We start from the raw sequence: 17,340 nt of genomic DNA on the forward strand, positions 1-17,340 counted from the left end.
TAAGTGCGGGTTTGAGTGAAAGGTACTTGGCCTTGGGAAACCCGCATCCTTGCGGGTCGGATGCCGGTCGGCACCGCTGCTCGCCAGTCCATTGGGCTTTGTGTTCAGCGATCCTGGCGGGTATCTCGCGGCGGCACTTCGCAAACGCCAATCCGCTTGGCCGCCCAGCGCTCATAAAGGCCAATGGCAACGTCTGCCCCAGCCATCGCCGTCAGGCAACCGAATGCGCAAGCCGTCCAGATCGACACGCCGGCGGCATACAGCAGCATGATGGCCGAGACCCCGCAGACCATGCAGGCCCCGGATCGCAAGGCCAGACGCCGCAGCAATGACCAGCCGCGGGCGCCCTCCTTGTCGGCGCGCCACATTTCGCCGGACACCCCACCCACCAGGGCGAGGACGATGACGAGCCAGATCGGCATCTCCAGCAACGCTTGTTGCTCGTTTGTCATGTCGCGTCTCCTGAGGGGGGGATTGATGAGTGATGGGGGTGTCTTTCAAACGGTGTCTCTTGAGTTGCCTGACGGTAGGTGGGCATTCCAAAAAGCCCGGCGCTAACCGTAATACTGTTCACTTAAGCGCGGCGTCCACATTTGTGGCGAGGGGATTTAGCGAAACGTCGCACCACCCCGTTGGGCTGCGAAGCGGCCCCAGCGTCTTTTCAGACAGACTAAGCTGTCTGGATTACGACTGCTTCGCAGCCGAACGGGGTGGTGCGGCATTCCGATAACCCCCCTCGCCACAGGTTCTAGCTCGACTGAAGAATGTCTTAAGTGAACCGCATTACGGCGCTAACCGGACTTTTCAGAATGCGATCCTTCGCGTCGACCTTTCGGCGCTACTGGCGCGGTACGGGCCCATTCATATTATTTTTCCGACCGCGGTCCCTGCCCGCCGGATAACTGCTTGCGGTGCTTTACGCTGCACACCCGGGTCAGTTGCCAACCCTCTGAACCGTTGAGGCCGGTTCATCGCTGCCTTTGTGGTGGAACTAGAGATCTTCGTTTCGAGCTGCTTTGTTGAGCGGCTTGAGACAAAGAATATGCATTGATGCATACACAGTCAATGCACCAACGCATTTATTTGTGCGATAGAAATGCACAAACGCATTAACGCCCTGCAGACAAAGGCGCTGGTGGTTTTTTGCAGGCGAAAAAAAACCCACTCAGTGGTGGGTTTTATCTGACACCGGTGAGGCTAACGGGCGTACATGCCCCACCAGAAGACGTGACCGAGGATGACAATCTGCTCTTCCTGGATTTCCTGGAAGGTGTAGTCCTCGTCTGGATGTTCATCGCGATTGAAGCTGCGCAGGCGTATCCCTGTCGGCAGGCGATAAAGCTGTTTCACTCGCAACTGGCCGTTGTGGTTGATGGCGTAGAGGTCACCGTCGACGATGTCACCAATCCCGCACTTGCCGGCGTTGACGCCTACCGTGGCGCCGTCGCGCAGCACCGGCAACATACTGTTGCCGCGCACGGTCACGCATTTGGCCTGGTCGAACTGCACGCCGTTGTGGCGCAGACTCCGCTTGCCGAAACGCAGGCTAGAGCGCTCGCTCTCTTCGATGACGAATCTTCCTGATCCTGCCGCCAATTCAACCTCGCGAAGAAAGGGGACCGATACCTCGTCATCATCAACAGGCGTATCGTCGTCCCACAGACTTATGTCCTTGAGTTCCGAATGCAATTGATCGCGCCCGGCGCTGGCTGCCGGCACGACATCCGCTCGCCCCCGCAACTGGTCGGTGCTCACGCCGAAGTACTCGGCGATCTTCGAGATGTGTTTGTCCGAGGGATCGACGATCTTCCCGCTGAGGATCCGCGAGAGAGTGGATTGAGGCACGCCGGTACGACGGTGAAGCTCCGTGGGGGAGATCCCGGCCTGATCGAGCAGCGCTCTTAAGACGGTAGAAACATTGCGTTTTTGCATAAAACGCATAGTGCTTGTTCTTTTCGCGGAAGACAAATGCCAAATTGCATAAATTGCGCATATGCGGTGCATACACCGAAGAAATGTATCGCGGGGCTTTCATGCCTGCGTCGGGTGGACCGCCCATGTTAACCTTGCGCCCATCGCGGAAAAGCCGGGCCGATGCCCCTCCTTTGCCCTACACCTTTCAACGAATTTGCCTGATTATCCGATGAATAAAGCCCTTTCTGATCTGTCCTCCCACACGCCAATGATGCAGCAGTACTGGCGCCTGAAAAACCAGCACCCTGACCAGTTGATGTTCTACCGCATGGGCGACTTCTACGAGATCTTCTATGAAGACGCGAAGAAGGCCGCCAAGTTGCTGGACATCACCTTGACCGCCCGTGGGCAGTCGGCGGGCCAGGCGATTCCGATGTGTGGGATTCCTTACCACGCCGCGGAAGGTTACCTGGCGAAACTGGTCAAGCTCGGCGAGTCGGTGGTGATCTGTGAGCAGGTCGGCGACCCGGCGACCAGCAAGGGACCGGTGGATCGTCAGGTGGTGCGGATCATCACGCCGGGTACGGTTAGCGATGAAGCGCTGCTGGATGAGCGTCGGGACAACCTGATCGCAGCGGTGCTGGGTGACGAGCGTCTGTTCGGCCTGGCGGTGCTGGATATCACCAGCGGCAACTTCACCGTGCTGGAGATCAAGGGCTGGGAAAACCTGCTGGCGGAACTGGAGCGGGTCAATCCGGTAGAACTGATGATCCCGGACGATTGGCCGAAAGACCTGCCGGCGGAGAAACGTCGTGGGGTTCGTCGCCGCGCGCCGTGGGATTTCGAGCGTGACTCGGCACTGAAAAGTCTTTGCCAGCAGTTTTCCACCCAGGACCTGAAAGGTTTCGACTGCGAGAACCTGACCCTGGCCATCGGCGCCGCCGGTTGCCTGCTCAGCTACGCCAAGGAAACCCAGCGCACCGCCCTGCCCCATTTGCGCAGCCTGCGCCATGAACGCCTGGACGACACCGTGGTGCTGGACGGCGCGAGCCGTCGCAACCTGGAACTGGACACCAACCTGGCCGGCGGTCGCGACAACACGTTGCAATCGGTGGTCGATCGCTGCCAGACCGCCATGGGCAGCCGTCTGCTGACCCGCTGGCTGAACCGCCCGTTACGGGATTTGACCGTATTGCTGGCGCGCCAGACCTCGATCACCTGCCTGCTCGACGGTTACCGTTTCGAGAAACTGCAACCGCAGCTCAAGGAAATCGGCGACATCGAGCGGATCCTGGCGCGGATCGGCCTGCGTAATGCCCGTCCTCGCGACCTGGCTCGCCTGCGCGATGCGCTTGGTGCATTGCCTGAGTTGCAAGTGGCGATGACGGAGCTGGAAGCTCCGCACATCATTCAACTGGCGAAGACCACCAGCACCTACCCGGAACTGGCGGCGCTGCTGGCAAAAGCCATCATCGACAACCCACCGGCCGTTATCCGTGACGGCGGCGTGTTAAAAACCGGATACGACGCCGAACTGGACGATTTGCAATCGCTCAGCGAAAACGCCGGGCAATTCCTGATCGACCTCGAAGCCCGCGAGAAGGCCCGTACCGGTCTGTCGCACCTGAAAGTCGGTTACAACCGCATTCATGGCTACTTCATCGAGTTACCAAGCAAGCAGGCTGAATCGGCGCCGGCAGACTATATCCGTCGCCAGACGTTGAAAGGTGCCGAGCGCTTCATTACGCCGGAACTGAAGGCATTCGAGGACAAGGCCCTGTCGGCGAAGAGCCGCGCCCTGGCGCGCGAGAAGATGCTCTATGAAGCACTGCTCGAAGATTTGATCGCCCAGTTGCCGCCGTTGCAGGACACCGCGGCGGCACTGGCCGAACTGGACGTGCTGAGCAACCTTGCCGAGCGCGCGCTGAACCTCGATCTGAACTGTCCGCGCTTCGTCAGCGAGCCGTGCATGCGCATCAGCCAGGGTCGTCACCCGGTGGTCGAGCAAGTGCTGACCACGCCGTTCGTGGCCAACGACCTGAGCCTCGATGACAACACCCGCATGTTGGTGATTACCGGTCCGAACATGGGCGGTAAATCCACCTACATGCGCCAGACCGCACTGATCGTGCTGCTGGCACACATCGGCAGCTTCGTGCCGGCGGCCAGTTGCGAGTTGTCTCTGGTGGATAGGATCTTTACCCGGATCGGTTCCAGTGATGACCTGGCCGGCGGACGTTCGACCTTCATGGTCGAAATGAGCGAAACCGCGAACATTCTGCACAACGCCACCGAGCGCAGCCTGGTGCTGATGGACGAAGTCGGTCGCGGCACCAGCACCTTCGACGGTCTGTCCCTGGCGTGGGCGGCGGCCGAACGCCTGGCGCATCTGCGGGCTTATACGCTGTTTGCCACCCACTACTTCGAGCTGACCGTGTTGCCGGAAGCCCAGCCATTGGTGGCTAACGTCCACCTTAACGCCACCGAGCACAACGAACGCATCGTGTTCCTGCACCACGTGCTGCCAGGGCCTGCCAGCCAAAGCTACGGCCTTGCGGTAGCGCAGTTGGCCGGTGTGCCGAGCGAAGTGATCGTGCGCGCTCGCGAACACTTGGGCCGGCTGGAAGCGACCGCCCTGCCTCATGAAGCTCCCAAGACCGCCAAAGGCAAACCAGCCACGCCGCAACAGAGCGACATGTTCGCCAGCCTGCCGCATCCGGTGCTGGATGATCTGGCCAAACTTGATCTGGACGACATGACGCCGCGTCGTGCGCTCGAAATGCTCTATACACTAAAGACACGGATCTAACGCACTTGCCTGCAAGCTGTTAGAATCTCGCGCGGTTTGGGATGCTGCTGGCTTATAGCCTGACCAGCAGACTATCGCTCCCAAACCTGGCGACCCCAACGTGAAGGGGCTCCGCTGCCGCCGCCTGAGGAGAAAATTAGAAATGACCTTCGTCGTCACCGACAACTGCATCAAGTGCAAGTACACCGACTGCGTAGAAGTGTGTCCGGTGGACTGCTTTTACGAAGGCCCGAATTTCCTGGTGATTCACCCGGATGAGTGCATCGACTGCGCACTGTGCGAACCAGAATGCCCTGCCGTGGCCATCTTCTCCGAAGATGAAGTCCCGGAAGACATGCAGCAATTCATTCAGCTGAACGTTGAGCTGGCGGAAATCTGGCCCAACATCACCGAGAAGAAAGAATCTTTGCCCGATGCCGAAGAGTGGGATGGTGTCAAAGGCAAGATCAAAGATCTCGAACGCTGATTGCCCCCGCGTTCCCGAAAAGGCCCCTTGTGGGCCTTTTTGCTTTTCTGCAGGCAAAAAAAGGGGCGGTTTGACCCGCCCACATTTTTTCCCTATTCCCTGTGTTCCTTTTCATCGTCCTGATGAATCGCTTCCTACGATGTCCTTCCCCTCATCCTTGAAGGGTGTGTCTGTCCGTCGACACAGTTCAGATACTAGAGAATTCCCTACCAAGAGCAATCGCCTCCAATAGCTGAAGTTTTCTGTCACACGCTATTCACATAAAAAAATAAGCATATAAATCAATAAGTTAATCTTCGCTCTTGTAGGAATATGTACGACTGCTACGCATTGAAATTAGCGAACACTTACGAAAGAGTAAGCAAACTCTTACAGCGGGAGACTACAAACCAGAGGAACTACGGACGGAACTCCCAGCCTGTCTTCCAGGCAATAAAAAACCCCGAACAGTCGGGGCTTTTTAATGCCAGCCAGAAAATTACTTATTGAAACAGCGACTCGCTCGACAGGCCGTTCTTCTCGAGAATCTCCCGAAGACGCTTCAGGCCTTCAACCTGAATCTGTCTGACCCGCTCCCGGGTCAGGCCAATTTCCAGGCCTACATCTTCAAGCGTGCTGCTCTCGTGACCGCGCAGGCCGAAGCGGCGTATCACCACTTCGCGTTGCTTGTCGGTCAGCTCCGAGAGCCATTGATCAATGCTCTGGGACAGGTCGTCATCCTGCAACAGTTCACATGGATCGGTTGGACGGTCATCGGTAAGGGTGTCCAGCAGGGTTTTATCCGAATCCGGACCCAGTGAGACGTCGACCGAAGAAACCCGTTCGTTCAGGCCGAGCATGCGCTTGACCTCGCCCACCGGTTTTTCCAGCAGGTTGGCAATTTCTTCGGGTGAGGGTTCGTGATCGAGTTTTTGCGTCAGCTCCCGTGCAGCCCGCAGGTACACGTTGAGCTCTTTGACCACATGAATCGGCAACCGGATGGTCCGGGTCTGGTTCATGATCGCGCGCTCGATGGTCTGACGAATCCACCAGGTCGCGTAGGTCGAAAAGCGGAAGCCGCGTTCGGGGTCGAACTTCTCTACCGCCCGGATAAGACCGAGGTTGCCCTCTTCGATCAGGTCAAGCAGCGACAGACCACGATTGACGTAACGCCGGGCGATTTTCACCACCAGCCGCAGGTTACTTTCAATCATGCGTTTGCGCCCGGCCGGATCTCCACTTTGCGACAAGCGCGCAAAATGAACTTCTTCTTCGGGGGATAACAGAGGGGAAAAACCAATCTCATTGAGGTACAGCTGCGTGGCATCGAGCGCACGCGTGTAGTCAATGTACTTGTGTTGCTTTAACGAGGCGGAGTGTTTGGATTTGGCACGAACGGAAGGTGGAGCAGCCCCTTCATCATTCGACATCGAATCCGTACCGATGCCGGTCTCCATCAGGAGAACCTCATCGTCGATGTCAAACTCCGGCACTTCTTTACTGAGAGCCATTGTTATAGTCCTTTGGTGAGTTCGACCTCAGGCTCAAGCGGCGCCTTTATCCCTGGCAACGCTGGAACCTGTTCCCTCTACGCGACGGAACAGGCTGGAAAGCGATCAACGACGTGGCAGGAATTGCAGCGGATCTACTGGTTTACCTTGTCGGCGAATCTCAAAATGCAGCTTCACCCGGTCTGTACCCGTTGACCCCATTTCGGCAATTGTCTGTCCGACCTTGACCTGCTGCCCCTCCCGAACCAACAGCCTGCGGTTATGTCCGTAGGCACTGACGTAGGTGTCGCTGTGTTTGATGATGACTAATTCGCCGTAGCCCCTTAAGCCACTCCCGGCGTATACCACCGTCCCATCAGACGCAGCTAAAACAGGCTGTCCCAAATCCCCGGCGATATCAATTCCTTTATTCAAACTCCCGTTTGAAGAGAATTTTCCAATAAGAATGCCATTAGATGGCCACCCCCAGCCGGTCGGGGCCGGACCGGCAGGAGGCATCGGAACAGGGGTCGGCTTGCTGCCGACGGACGGTGTAACCACCGCAGTACTGGTGGTTGCGCCATTCGCCTGGCGCCGGATTACCGTGGTTTTCAGCGACGAAGAAGGCGTTGAATCGGCGGTGCTGGCCATCGGCGTCGGCGTTGAACCGGTGCGACCGTCAAAGCGAATCGTCTGACCCGGATGGATCGTGTAAGGCGTAGGAATGTTGTTGCGTGCCGCGAGGGCTTTGTAGTCCCAACCGTAGCGAAAGGCAATGGAGAACAAGGTGTCTTTAGGCCGGACGACGTATTGACCCGTGGTCACTGCCGGACGCTGGGCGACGGCTTTGTTGCGATCGACGACGCGAACATCACTCGACTTGTTGCTGGAGCAACCTACCAGCAAGGTGCTCAAGACAAGGCCAGTCACCAGGCGCTGAAAGCTCGTTTTACCCATTCGCTGCGCAATGACTGTGAGACTCACCCGCCGCTCCCTTTGTGGTGGCTGAAAATGTGGATTGCCGTGTTCCGGCATGAAATGTCGCAAGTATAACGAGCCGTGCAGGCTTTACCTTTAATGAAGCGAAATGGCTTCGCGCACACGTTTGCTGCCTGACGATGAAATCCGTTTAACTGATCGATGCCGGTGTAAGACACAAGCAATCGAAGAGAATTCAGCGCCCTGAAACAAATGCTCAGGCCAGTGGCCCATTGAGCAACGGGACGAAGCGAACAGCCCCCAGCACACGCCGGGAAAAGCCCTGCTCTTCCCGGATGATCAGCATCAATTGTTGAACCTCGCCCGAGCCGACCGGAATCACCAGCCGCCCTCCCGGTGCCAACTGATCGAGCAGCGCCTGAGGTACATCGGTCGCCACCGCCGTCACGATAATGCCGTTGTAAGGCGCCAGCGCCGGCCAGCCTTCCCAACCATCGCCCCAGCGGAACACTACGTTGCGCAGGTTCAGTTCCACCAGGCGTTCCTTGGCCCGGTCCTGCAGAACCTTGATGCGCTCGACTGAAAATACCCGTTCGACCAGTTGCGACAGTACCGCCGTCTGATAGCCCGAGCCGGTGCCGATTTCCATCACCTTGTCGAGAGGACCTGCCTCCAGCAGCAGCTCGCTCATGCGAGCCACCATATAAGGCTGCGAGATGGTCTGGTTATTGCCGATCGGCAGTGCCGTGTCTTCGTAGGCACGATGAGCCAGCGCCTCGTCGACAAACAGGTGACGCGGTGTACGGCGAATGACTTCCAGCACCTTGGCGTTGGAAATTCCTTCTTCATACAGGCGTTGAATGAGGCGCTCACGAGTCCGTTGCGAGGTCATCCCGATGCCACGACGCAGAATATCGTCTTGTTCACGAGCCATTAGTTCAGCCCCTCCAGCCAGCCATCGAGACTTCTGAAGGCATCATTAAAGGTGCGATCCAGTTGCAGTGGGGTGATTGAAACATAGCCTTGCATCACCGCATGAAAATCGGTGCCCGGGCCGCCGTCTTCGGCATCCCCCGCCGCCGCAATCCAGTAACCGGATTTGCCGCGCGGATCGACCACTTTGATCGGCGCCGCAGCACGTGCGCGATGACCGAGGCGGGTCAGTTGAACACCGCGAATATGGTCCAGCGGCAAATTCGGAATGTTCACGTTCAGTACCGTACGCGGTGGCAGTTCAAGGTCCGCGTGAGCCTCTACCAGTTTGCGCGCGAAGTACGCGGCTGTGGGAAGGTTCTCCACTTGCCGTGAGACCAACGAAAAGGCAAACGAAGGGCGCGCCAGGAAACGTCCCTCAAGGGCTGCCGCCACGGTGCCGGAATACAACACGTCATCACCCAGGTTGGCGCCCAGGTTGATACCTGAAACCACCATGTCCGCCTCGCACTCCAGCAAGCCATTAAGGCCCAGGTGCACGCAATCGGTCGGTGTGCCATTGAGGCTGATAAAGCCGTTGGCCAGGGTTTGCGGGTGTAACGGACGGTCGAGCGTCAGCGAGCTGCTGGCGCCGCTTTTGTCTTGGTCCGGGGCGATAACCACGCATTCGGTGTAATCCGCCAGCGCAGCATAAAGCGCGGCGAGACCGGGTGCGGTTACCCCATCGTCGTTAGAAATCAGAATACGCATGGGCTGTCCGTCTGCCCCACCGGCACCAGATCAACAAGCTCGCGCACCAATACGGTGGCAAAGCATCCGGCCGGAAGGACGAATTCCAGTTGCAGAATGTCAGGCTCGGGATAATGCCACGTCAACCCACCAATGGGCAGTCGCAGGATGCGACGTTCGTGGCTCATACCGGCGTTAATCAACCAATCACGCAAGTCCGCTTCGCGCGTGGCGATTGCCTGCTCCAGTTCATGGACAGCGCCAGTGGCCGGCGAGTCACCTTCGCCCCACTGCGGACCGGTCGGGTGCAGATCGAGAATCGCCAGGCGCGGGTCGCTGCACTCGGCTTCACCGGCCGGAAAGAAGCTGCGACTGTCGGTGAAGGCCAGCAGATCGCCAACCAGGGCACGCTGCCAGGTGCCATCGGCGACACGCGCCGCCAACACCTGATTAAACAGAAAGCTGCGCGCCGTAGAGAGCAGACGCGAACGCACGTTGCGCTGCTCCGGCAACGCTTTACGCGCCGCCCAGGCACGGGCATCGACCACGTTACCGCCGTCAAACCCAAAACGCTGGGCGCCGAAATAATTGGGAATACCTTGCTTGGCGATCAGTTGCAGACGCTCGTCGATCGCCGCTTTGTCGCCAGCGAATTGCGTCAGTCGCAACGTGAAACCATTGGCCGAGTGAGCACCGCGTTGCAGCTTGCGTTTGTGCCGGCCGGTCTTGAGGATCTTCAGCGTATCGTTTTCTGCCGCCGACAGATCAGGATCAGCCTTGCCCGGCAGCTGCACGCTGAACCACTGGCGAGTCAGCGCCTGACGATCCTTGAGGCCCGCGTAACTGACGGTGCGCAATGGCACGCCTGCCGCCTTGGCGATCCGCCGTGCCGCTTCTTCGGTATTCAGACCGCGCTTTTCCACCCAGATCCACAAGTGTTCGCCGTCGCCGCTGAGGGGAATATCGAGGACTTCATCGACCTGGAAATCTTCCGCCGTGGCTTTCAGTACGGCGGTGCCGAGGGCTTCGCCATAGGCCCGCGGGCCGAGCAATTGCAGTTCGTTCATGCGCGCAGCAACAAGGCAATGGAGTGCACGGCAATGCCTTCTTCGCGACCGACAAAGCCGAGCTTTTCGGTGGTGGTAGCTTTCACGTTCACTTGATCCAACTCAACTTGAAGATCCGCGGCAATCAGCGCGCGCATCGATTCGATATGCGGGGCCATTTTCGGCGCCTGGGCGACGATGGTGTTATCGACGTTGCCGACTTTCCAGCCCTTGGCGTGGATCAGTGCGACGACGTGGCGCAACAGCACTCGGCTGTCGGCGCCTTTGTATGTCGGGTCGGTGTCCGGGAAATGTTTGCCGATATCACCCAGCGCAGCGGCGCCGAGCAAGGCATCGCTCAAGGCGTGCAGCAGGACGTCACCGTCGGAATGAGCGAGCAGCCCGAAGCCGTGTGCAATGCGCACGCCGCCCAGAGTAATGAAATCGCCTTCAGCGAAACGGTGCACATCATAGCCGTGGCCAATACGCATAAAAAAACGCCCCGATTTTTGTCAGGGCGTGATTCTACCTGCATTAGGCGCCTAGGGCGCGTGCGTGATGCTGCAAGTGGTCATCAATGAAGCTGGCGATGAAGAAATAGCTGTGGTCGTAGCCGGGTTGCAGGCGCAACGTCAGCGGATGACCGGCCAGTTTGGCGGCCTGTTGCAAGGCTTCAGGTTTGAGCTGGGTGGCCAGGAAATCGTCGCGATCACCTTGGTCTACCAGCAGAGGCAGCTTTTCGTTCGCCTCGGCAATCAAGACGCAGGCATCCCACTCGCGCCATTTCGATCGGTCTTCTCCCAAGTAGCGGGAAAAAGCTTTCTGCCCCCAGGGACAGTCCATCGGATTGTTGATCGGCGAGAACGCCGACACCGACTGATAACGCCCAGGATTGCGCAACGCGCAGACCAGCGCGCCGTGGCCACCCATGGAATGACCGCTGATGCCGCGCTTGTCCGAGGCAGGGAAATGGGCTTCGACCAATGCGGGCAATTCCTGCACGACATAGTCATGCATCCGATAATGCCGCGACCAGGGTTCCTGCGTGGCATTCAGATAAAACCCGGCACCGAGACCGAAGTCCCAGGCGCCATCCGGATCACCCGGCACATCAGGACCGCGAGGGCTGGTGTCCGGGGCAACGATGATCAGCCCCAGCTCGGCGGCCATGCGCATGGCGCCGGCCTTTTGCATGAAGTTTTCGTCGGTGCAGGTCAGGCCGGATAACCAGTACAGCACTGGCAACTTGCCGCCCTGTTCCGCCTGCGGCGGCAGGTACACGGCAAACACCATGTCGCAGCCGAGCACATCGGAGCGGTGCCGATAGCGTTTGTGCCAGCCGCCGAAGCTTTTCTGGCAGGAGATATTTTCCAGGCTCATGACCGACCTCAGAAATGGATGACGGAACGGATGCTCTTGCCTTCATGCATCAGGTCGAACGCCTTGTTGATATCTTCCAGGCCCATGGTGTGGGTGATGAACGTATCCAGCGGGATCTCGCCGGTTTCAGCCATCTCGACATAGCTTGGCAACTCGGTACGACCACGCACGCCGCCGAACGCCGAACCGCGCCAGACGCGACCGGTCACCAGCTGGAATGGACGGGTGGAGATTTCCTGGCCAGCACCGGCGACGCCGATGATTACCGACTCGCCCCACCCCTTGTGGCAACACTCGAGTGCAGCGCGCATCAACTGGACGTTACCGATGCACTCGAAGGAAAAGTCGACGCCACCGTCAGTCATGTCGACGATGACTTCCTGGATCGGACGATCGAAATCTTTCGGGTTCACACAATCGGTTGCACCCAACTGCTTGGCGATCTCGAATTTGGCCGGGTTGATGTCGATGGCGATGATCCTTGCAGCCTTGGCTTTGACGGCGCCGATGACTGCCGAAAGACCGATGCCGCCGAGACCGAAAATAGCGACGGTATCACCTGGTTTTACCTTGGCGGTATTAAGAACGGCACCGATGCCGGTGGTGACACCGCAGCCCAGCAGGCAGACTTTCTCCAGTGGCGCTTCTTTTTGAATTTTGGCGACGGAGATTTCCGGCAGCACGGTGTACTCGGAGAACGTCGAGGTCCCCATGTAGTGAAAAATGGGTTGGCCTTTGTAGGAAAAGCGCGAAGTGCCATCCGGCATCAGGCCTTTACCCTGAGTCGCGCGAATCGCCTGACACAGGTTGGTTTTACCCGACAGACAGAATTTGCACTGGCGGCATTCCGGGGTGTACAGCGGGATCACGTGATCGCCGACGGCCACGGAGGTAACGCCTTCACCGATCGCCTCGACCACCGCGCCACCTTCGTGACCGAGGATCGACGGGAAGATACCTTCCGGGTCAGCGCCCGACAGTGTGTAGGCGTCGGTATGGCAGACACCGGAGGCAACCACACGCAGCAGGACTTCACCGGCCTTGGGCATGGCGACATCGACTTCAACGATCTCGAGGGGTTTCTGGGCCTCGAAGGCAACGGCAGCGCGCGACTTGATCATGTGGATTCTCCAGTGAATTAAAACAAGACAAGGAGTGTAATACAGCGCCTTACGATGAATAATCCAGGCAAAAGCAAAACATTATTGCCATACAGGGATAATCCTTGATGTCCGAAAACCGCTGGGAAGGTATCGACGAGTTTGTCGCCGTGGCCGAGTGCAGTCAGTTCACGGCTGCCGCAGAACGCCTCGGGGTTTCGTCCTCCCACATCAGTCGACAAATAGTACGTCTCGAAGAGCGCCTTCAGACGCGACTGCTGTATCGCAGCACCCGCCGGGTCACGCTGACCGAAGCCGGGCAAACCTTCCTGCAACATTGCCAGCGCCTGCAGGATGGTCGCGAAGAAGCACTGCGTGCGGTGGGCGACCTGACCAGCGAACCCAAAGGCATGCTGCGCATGACTTGCGCCGTAGCGTACGGCGAACGATTTATCGTGCCGCTGGTAACCCGTTTCATGGGGCTCTATCCGCAACTGCGCATCGACATCGAACTGAGCAATCGTCAACTCGACCTCGTGCACGAAGGGCTGGACCTGGCGATCCGTCTCGGTCGCCTGCAGGACTCGCGGCTGGTAGCGACACGCCTGGCGCCACGACGCATGTACCTGTGTGCATCGCCGTCCTATCTGGAACGCTACGGCCGGCCGCACAGTTTGTCGGAACTGAGCCGCCACAACTGCCTCATCGGTAGCTCGGACCTCTGGCAACTGGAACAGAACGGGCGGGAATTTTCCCAGCGAGTGCAGGGAAACTGGCGCTGCAACAGTGGGCAAGCGGTGCTGGATGCGGCGTTACAGGGAGTGGGTTTGTGTCAGTTGCCGGACTACTACGTGCTGGAGCACCTTAAAAGCGGCGAGTTGATTTCGCTGCTGGAAGCCCACCAACCGCCGAACACTGCCGTGTGGGCGCTTTATCCACAGCAACGGCATTTGTCGCCGAAGGTGCGCAAGTTGGTGGATTACTTGAAGGAAGGATTGGCTGAGCGGCCGGAGTATCGGAGCTAAGGTATGTTTCAGTGCCAGTTTTATTGACTGAGATACCGCTTTCGCGAGCAAGTCGAAAGTAATCTGCCAGATACCACAGCAATCAGCGGCGGTTAGCCCAACGCTGGCGCAACCATTCGAGATCTTCAGGGCGCGTGACCTTGAGATTGTCGGACCGGCCTTCAATCAGTCGCGGCGCCAGCCCCGCCCACTCCATCGCCGAAGCTTCGTCAGTAATCACCGCATCGGCCACCAGACTGTCCGCCAACGCCCGATGCAATGCACCCAGACGAAACATCTGCGGCGTATAGGCTTGCCAGATCACACTGCGATCCACGGTTTCGACCACGCGACCGTGCTTGTCGACCCGCTTGAGGGTATCGCGTGCCGGAACCGCCAGCAGTCCGCCAACCGGATCATCTGCGAGTTCACCCAGCAACTTGTCCAGATCATCACGGCTCAGATTCGGCCGCGCCGCATCGTGAACCAGCACCCAATCGTCATCGTCAGCGCCTTGCGCATGCAAATGCAGCAACGCATTGAGTACCGACCCGGAACGCTCGGAACCACCTTCAACCCGCTGAATTCGTGGATCGCCAGCGCATGCCAGGTTCGGCCAATAAGGATCATCAACAGCAAGACTGACCACCAATCCCTTCAGGGCAGGATGATCAAGGAAACAGCCGAGGCTGTGTTCGAGAATAGTGCGCCCGTCCAATTGCAAATATTGCTTGGGACGGTCCGCGGCCATACGGGCACCGACGCCCGCGGCAGGAATTACAGCCCAGAAGGCCGGTAACGAAAGGTTCATTGAGCCAGCTGGTAAAGGGTTTCACCGTCCTTGACCATGCCCAATTCATGACGAGCCCGCTCTTCAACGGTCTCCATGCCCTTTTTCAATTCACTGACTTCAGCGTCCATCACCCGATTGCGCTCAAGCAGCCCCTCGTTCTCAGCGTGTTGATCTGCGATCTGCTGAGTCAGTTCGGCCACTTGCGCCAGACTGCCATTACCCACCCACAGGCGGTATTGCAGGCCAGCCAGCAGCAGGAGCAAGACGAGGAACAACCAATTGGGACTGCGCATCGAATATCAGGTATCCAGTGAAAAAAGACAGCCATGCCAAAACTTTGAAGCTTCTGATAGCACGAAGCCTGGAAGATCCAGGCTTGTGCTTATAAGGCATCAGATTAGTGGCAAATCCATCGCTGCTGCGATTTTTCCGACACAATCCGGTGTCTTTTTTACCAATTAACGATTAACCGCGGAATTCGCTGCGACCGTTGTACTTGGCTTTGCCATTCAACTGCTCTTCGATACGCAGCAGTTGGTTGTACTTGGAAACACGGTCCGAACGGCACAGGGAACCGGTCTTGATCTGGCCAGCCGCGGTGCCCACAGCCAGGTCGGCAATGGTCGAATCTTCGGTTTCGCCGGAGCGGTGCGAGATCACGGCAGTGTAACCAGCGGCCTTGGCCATCTGGATGGCTTCCAGGGTTTCGGTCAGGGTGCCGATCTGGTTGAACTTGATCAGGATCGAGTTGGCGATCTTTTTATCGATGCCTTCTTTCAGGATCTTGGTGTTGGTCACGAACAGGTCGTCGCCCACCAACTGGGTTTTCTCGCCGATCTTGTCGGTGAGGATTTTCCAGCCAGCCCAGTCGGACTCGTCCAGACCGTCTTCGATCGAGATGATCGGATAACGCTCGGTCAGGCCTTTCAGGTAGTCAGCGAAACCTTCGGCGGTGAACACCTGGCCTTCGCCGGACAGGTTGTATTTACCGTCTTCGTAAAACTCGCTGGCAGCGCAGTCCAGCGCCAGGGTCACGTCGGTGCCCAGCTTGTAACCGGCATTCGCCACGGCTTCGGAGATCACTTTCAAAGCGTCTTCGTTGGAAGCCAGGTTCGGTGCGAAACCACCTTCGTCACCCACAGCAGTGCTCAGGCCACGGGCCTTCAGAACAGCTTTGAGGTGATGGAAAATCTCGGTGCCCATGCGCAGACCTTCCGAGAAAGACTTGGCGCCTACTGGCTGAACCATGAATTCCTGGATGTCGACGTTGTTATCGGCGTGCTCGCCACCGTTGATGATGTTCATCATCGGAACCGGCATCGAGTAAACACCCGGGGTGCCGTTCAGGTTGGCGATGTGAGCGTACAGCGGCAGGTCCTGGTCCTGTGCGGCTGCCTTGGCGGCGGCCAGGGAAACGGCGAGGATCGCGTTGGCGCCCAGGGAGCCTTTGTTTTCAGTACCGTCGAGCTTGATCATCGCGTGATCCAGCGCTTTCTGGTCGCTTGGGTCTGTACCCAGCAACAGGTCACGGATCGGACCGTTGATGTTGGCGACGGCTTTCAGAACGCCTTTGCCCAGGTAACGGCTCTTGTCGCCATCACGCAGCTCGAGTGCTTCACGCGAGCCAGTGGAAGCACCGGACGGCGCGCAAGCACTGCCGATGATGCCGTTATCGAGAAGCACGTCTGCTTCCACAGTGGGGTTGCCACGGGAGTCGAGAACTTCACGACCTTTGATGTCGACGATTTTTGCCATTGTTGTAAACACTCCAAAGTTGACGAAAACGACGCAGCTGAAGGAAATCTTGTATCGCCGGCAAGCAATGTGCAGCGGGCAGACTTGCGGACGAGAAGGCCCAGACCCGAGGGCCTGAGCATTAATTCGTGCGGTACTTTACCGGAGAAATGAGGATTACGCGGTTTCTACCGTCGGAAAACTCTTCACCAGTTCGTCCAAAGCTTTGAGCTGGGCCAGGAATGGCTCCAGTTTGTCCAGACGCAAGGCGCAAGGGCCATCGCATTTGGCGTTGTCCGGGTCCGGATGCGCTTCGAGGAACAGACCGGCCAGCGACTGGCTCATGCCAGCCTTGGCCAGATCGAGGACCTGAGCGCGACGACCGCCGGCGGAATCGGAACGACCACCAGGCATTTGCAGCGCGTGGGTCACATCGAAGAACACCGGGTATTCGAACTGCTTCATGATGCCGAAGCCAAGCATGTCGACGACCAGGTTGTTGTAGCCGAAGCTCGAACCGCGCTCGCAGAGGATCAACTGATCGTTACCGGCTTCCACGCACTTGTTCAGGATGTGTTTCATTTCCTGAGGCGCAAGGAACTGGGCTTTCTTGATGTTGATCACCGCACCGGTCTTGGCCATCGCGACCACCAGGTCGGTCTGGCGCGACAAGAAGGCTGGCAGCTGGATGATATCGCAGACTTCAGCGACGACCGCGGCCTGATCAGGCTCGTGGACGTCGGTGATGATCGGCACGCCGAACGCTTGCTTGATGTCCTGGAAAATCCGCATGCCCTCTTCCAGGCCAGGGCCACGGTAAGAGGTCACGGAGGAACGGTTGGCCTTGTCGAAGCTGGCCTTGAACACGTAAGGGATACCGAGTTTCTCGGTGACCTTTACGTATTCTTCACAGACCTGCATCGCCATGTCGCGGCTTTCCAGCACGTTCATGCCACCGAAAAGCACCATTGGCTTGTCGTTGGCAATCTCGATATCGCCTACGCGGATGATCTTCTGGGCCATC

At 58.2% G+C, this 17,340-nt stretch carries 17 protein-coding genes; 3 read left to right on the top strand and 14 right to left on the bottom strand.

Features of this window, described 5'->3' with window-relative positions:
• Nucleotides 1–104: 104 nt before the first annotated feature.
• Both ACQ4OB_RS00640 and ACQ4OB_RS00645 read right to left on the bottom strand, forming a co-directional pair.
• Nucleotides 105–452, bottom strand: a complete 348-nt coding sequence (locus ACQ4OB_RS00640) for a phage holin family protein (protein ID WP_074879641.1) — start codon at nt 450–452, stop codon at nt 105–107.
• A 745-nt stretch (nt 453–1,197) separates the two neighbouring features.
• On the bottom strand, nt 1,198–1,932 hold the full coding sequence (locus ACQ4OB_RS00645; protein WP_074880849.1) for a LexA family transcriptional regulator: 735 nt from the start codon (nt 1,930–1,932) through the stop codon (nt 1,198–1,200).
• Nucleotides 1,933–2,143: 211 nt separating this feature from the next.
• On the opposite strand from ACQ4OB_RS00645, the gene mutS reads away from it, so the two are divergent.
• A complete protein-coding gene (gene mutS, locus ACQ4OB_RS00650) occupies nt 2,144–4,723 on the top strand; it encodes a DNA mismatch repair protein MutS (protein WP_430954956.1) in 2,580 nt (859 codons plus the stop codon).
• Nucleotides 4,724–4,865: 142 nt separating this feature from the next.
• Complete coding sequence (gene fdxA / locus ACQ4OB_RS00655; RefSeq protein ID WP_008154011.1) at nt 4,866–5,189, top strand: ferredoxin FdxA; 324 nt, start codon at nt 4,866–4,868, stop codon at nt 5,187–5,189.
• Between the two features lie 482 nt (nt 5,190–5,671).
• On the opposite strand, the gene rpoS is transcribed toward fdxA, so the two are convergent.
• From rpoS to ACQ4OB_RS00695, 8 genes are all read right to left on the bottom strand, one after another.
• Nucleotides 5,672–6,679 carry an RNA polymerase sigma factor RpoS gene (rpoS, locus tag ACQ4OB_RS00660; RefSeq protein WP_008154012.1) on the bottom strand — a complete coding sequence of 336 codons (1,008 nt, stop codon included), beginning with the start codon at nt 6,677–6,679 and terminating at the stop codon, nt 5,672–5,674.
• Between the two features lie 105 nt (nt 6,680–6,784).
• Nucleotides 6,785–7,642, bottom strand: a complete 858-nt coding sequence (locus ACQ4OB_RS00665) for a peptidoglycan DD-metalloendopeptidase family protein (protein WP_102615346.1) — start codon at nt 7,640–7,642, stop codon at nt 6,785–6,787.
• 211 nt (nt 7,643–7,853) lie between these two features.
• Entirely contained in the window at nt 7,854–8,489 is a 636-nt protein-coding gene (locus ACQ4OB_RS00670) for a protein-L-isoaspartate(D-aspartate) O-methyltransferase (protein WP_173860469.1), read from the bottom strand.
• 41 nt (nt 8,490–8,530) lie between these two features.
• Complete coding sequence (gene surE, locus ACQ4OB_RS00675) at nt 8,531–9,280, bottom strand: 5'/3'-nucleotidase SurE (RefSeq protein WP_074879649.1); 750 nt, start codon at nt 9,278–9,280, stop codon at nt 8,531–8,533.
• The gene (truD, locus tag ACQ4OB_RS00680; RefSeq protein ID WP_430954957.1) at nt 9,268–10,326 is read right to left on the bottom strand and encodes a tRNA pseudouridine(13) synthase TruD; all 1,059 of its coding nucleotides are present in this window, start codon (nt 10,324–10,326) and stop codon (nt 9,268–9,270) included. The genes surE and truD overlap by 13 nt, the downstream gene beginning before the upstream one ends.
• A complete protein-coding gene (gene ispF, locus ACQ4OB_RS00685; protein ID WP_076029935.1) occupies nt 10,323–10,796 on the bottom strand; it encodes a 2-C-methyl-D-erythritol 2,4-cyclodiphosphate synthase in 474 nt (157 codons plus the stop codon). Before ispF ends, truD begins: the two co-directional genes overlap by 4 nt.
• A gap of 43 nt (nt 10,797–10,839) precedes the next feature.
• Nucleotides 10,840–11,685 carry an S-formylglutathione hydrolase gene (gene fghA / locus ACQ4OB_RS00690; protein ID WP_074879658.1) on the bottom strand — a complete coding sequence of 282 codons (846 nt, stop codon included), beginning with the start codon at nt 11,683–11,685 and terminating at the stop codon, nt 10,840–10,842.
• 8 nt (nt 11,686–11,693) lie between these two features.
• Complete coding sequence (locus ACQ4OB_RS00695; protein ID WP_430954958.1) at nt 11,694–12,806, bottom strand: S-(hydroxymethyl)glutathione dehydrogenase/class III alcohol dehydrogenase; 1,113 nt, start codon at nt 12,804–12,806, stop codon at nt 11,694–11,696.
• Nucleotides 12,807–12,913: 107 nt separating this feature from the next.
• Here ACQ4OB_RS00695 and ACQ4OB_RS00700 point away from each other — a divergent pair, with 107 nt between their 5' ends.
• Complete coding sequence (locus tag ACQ4OB_RS00700; protein ID WP_008039411.1) at nt 12,914–13,810, top strand: LysR substrate-binding domain-containing protein; 897 nt, start codon at nt 12,914–12,916, stop codon at nt 13,808–13,810.
• 82 nt (nt 13,811–13,892) lie between these two features.
• Here ACQ4OB_RS00700 and ispD read toward each other — a convergent pair whose 3' ends face one another.
• The 4 genes from ispD to kdsA form a co-directional block, all read right to left on the bottom strand.
• Nucleotides 13,893–14,600 carry a 2-C-methyl-D-erythritol 4-phosphate cytidylyltransferase gene (ispD, locus tag ACQ4OB_RS00705; protein WP_430954959.1) on the bottom strand — a complete coding sequence of 236 codons (708 nt, stop codon included), beginning with the start codon at nt 14,598–14,600 and terminating at the stop codon, nt 13,893–13,895.
• Complete coding sequence (gene ftsB / locus ACQ4OB_RS00710) at nt 14,597–14,875, bottom strand: cell division protein FtsB (protein ID WP_008028992.1); 279 nt, start codon at nt 14,873–14,875, stop codon at nt 14,597–14,599. The genes ispD and ftsB overlap by 4 nt, the downstream gene beginning before the upstream one ends.
• A 172-nt stretch (nt 14,876–15,047) precedes the next feature.
• Complete coding sequence (eno, locus tag ACQ4OB_RS00715; protein ID WP_010462792.1) at nt 15,048–16,337, bottom strand: phosphopyruvate hydratase; 1,290 nt, start codon at nt 16,335–16,337, stop codon at nt 15,048–15,050.
• A gap of 156 nt (nt 16,338–16,493) precedes the next feature.
• On the bottom strand, nt 16,494–17,339 hold the full coding sequence (gene kdsA / locus ACQ4OB_RS00720) for a 3-deoxy-8-phosphooctulonate synthase (protein WP_056720954.1): 846 nt from the start codon (nt 17,337–17,339) through the stop codon (nt 16,494–16,496).
• Nucleotide 17,340: the final 1 nt, after the last annotated feature.

It is taken from the genome of Pseudomonas sp. ES4, assembly GCF_050586665.1.
Classification (GTDB): Bacteria; Pseudomonadota; Gammaproteobacteria; order Pseudomonadales; family Pseudomonadaceae; genus Aquipseudomonas; species Aquipseudomonas frederiksbergensis.

Excerpts from the sequence above, each read along its gene's own strand:
- ACQ4OB_RS00640 (WP_074879641.1), bottom strand. The coding sequence starts at position 452 with ATGACAAACGAGCAACAAGCGTTGCTGGAGATGCCGATCTGGCTCGTC.
- ACQ4OB_RS00645 (WP_074880849.1), bottom strand. The coding sequence starts at position 1,932 with ATGCAAAAACGCAATGTTTCTACCGTCTTAAGAGCGCTGCTCGATCAG.
- mutS (WP_430954956.1), top strand. The coding sequence starts at position 2,144 with ATGAATAAAGCCCTTTCTGATCTGTCCTCCCACACGCCAATGATGCAG.
- fdxA (WP_008154011.1), top strand. The coding sequence starts at position 4,866 with ATGACCTTCGTCGTCACCGACAACTGCATCAAGTGCAAGTACACCGAC.
- rpoS (WP_008154012.1), bottom strand. The coding sequence starts at position 6,679 with ATGGCTCTCAGTAAAGAAGTGCCGGAGTTTGACATCGACGATGAGGTT.
- ACQ4OB_RS00670 (WP_173860469.1), bottom strand. The coding sequence starts at position 8,489 with ATGACCTCGCAACGGACTCGTGAGCGCCTCATTCAACGCCTGTATGAA.
- surE (WP_074879649.1), bottom strand. The coding sequence starts at position 9,280 with ATGCGTATTCTGATTTCTAACGACGATGGGGTAACCGCACCCGGTCTC.
- truD (WP_430954957.1), bottom strand. The coding sequence starts at position 10,326 with ATGAACGAACTGCAATTGCTCGGCCCGCGGGCCTATGGCGAAGCCCTC.
- ispF (WP_076029935.1), bottom strand. The coding sequence starts at position 10,796 with ATGCGTATTGGCCACGGCTATGATGTGCACCGTTTCGCTGAAGGCGAT.
- fghA (WP_074879658.1), bottom strand. The coding sequence starts at position 11,685 with ATGAGCCTGGAAAATATCTCCTGCCAGAAAAGCTTCGGCGGCTGGCAC.
- ACQ4OB_RS00695 (WP_430954958.1), bottom strand. The coding sequence starts at position 12,806 with ATGATCAAGTCGCGCGCTGCCGTTGCCTTCGAGGCCCAGAAACCCCTC.
- ACQ4OB_RS00700 (WP_008039411.1), top strand. The coding sequence starts at position 12,914 with ATGTCCGAAAACCGCTGGGAAGGTATCGACGAGTTTGTCGCCGTGGCC.
- ispD (WP_430954959.1), bottom strand. The coding sequence starts at position 14,600 with ATGAACCTTTCGTTACCGGCCTTCTGGGCTGTAATTCCTGCCGCGGGC.
- ftsB (WP_008028992.1), bottom strand. The coding sequence starts at position 14,875 with ATGCGCAGTCCCAATTGGTTGTTCCTCGTCTTGCTCCTGCTGCTGGCT.
- eno (WP_010462792.1), bottom strand. The coding sequence starts at position 16,337 with ATGGCAAAAATCGTCGACATCAAAGGTCGTGAAGTTCTCGACTCCCGT.
- kdsA (WP_056720954.1), bottom strand. The coding sequence starts at position 17,339 with ATGGCCCAGAAGATCATCCGCGTAGGCGATATCGAGATTGCCAACGAC.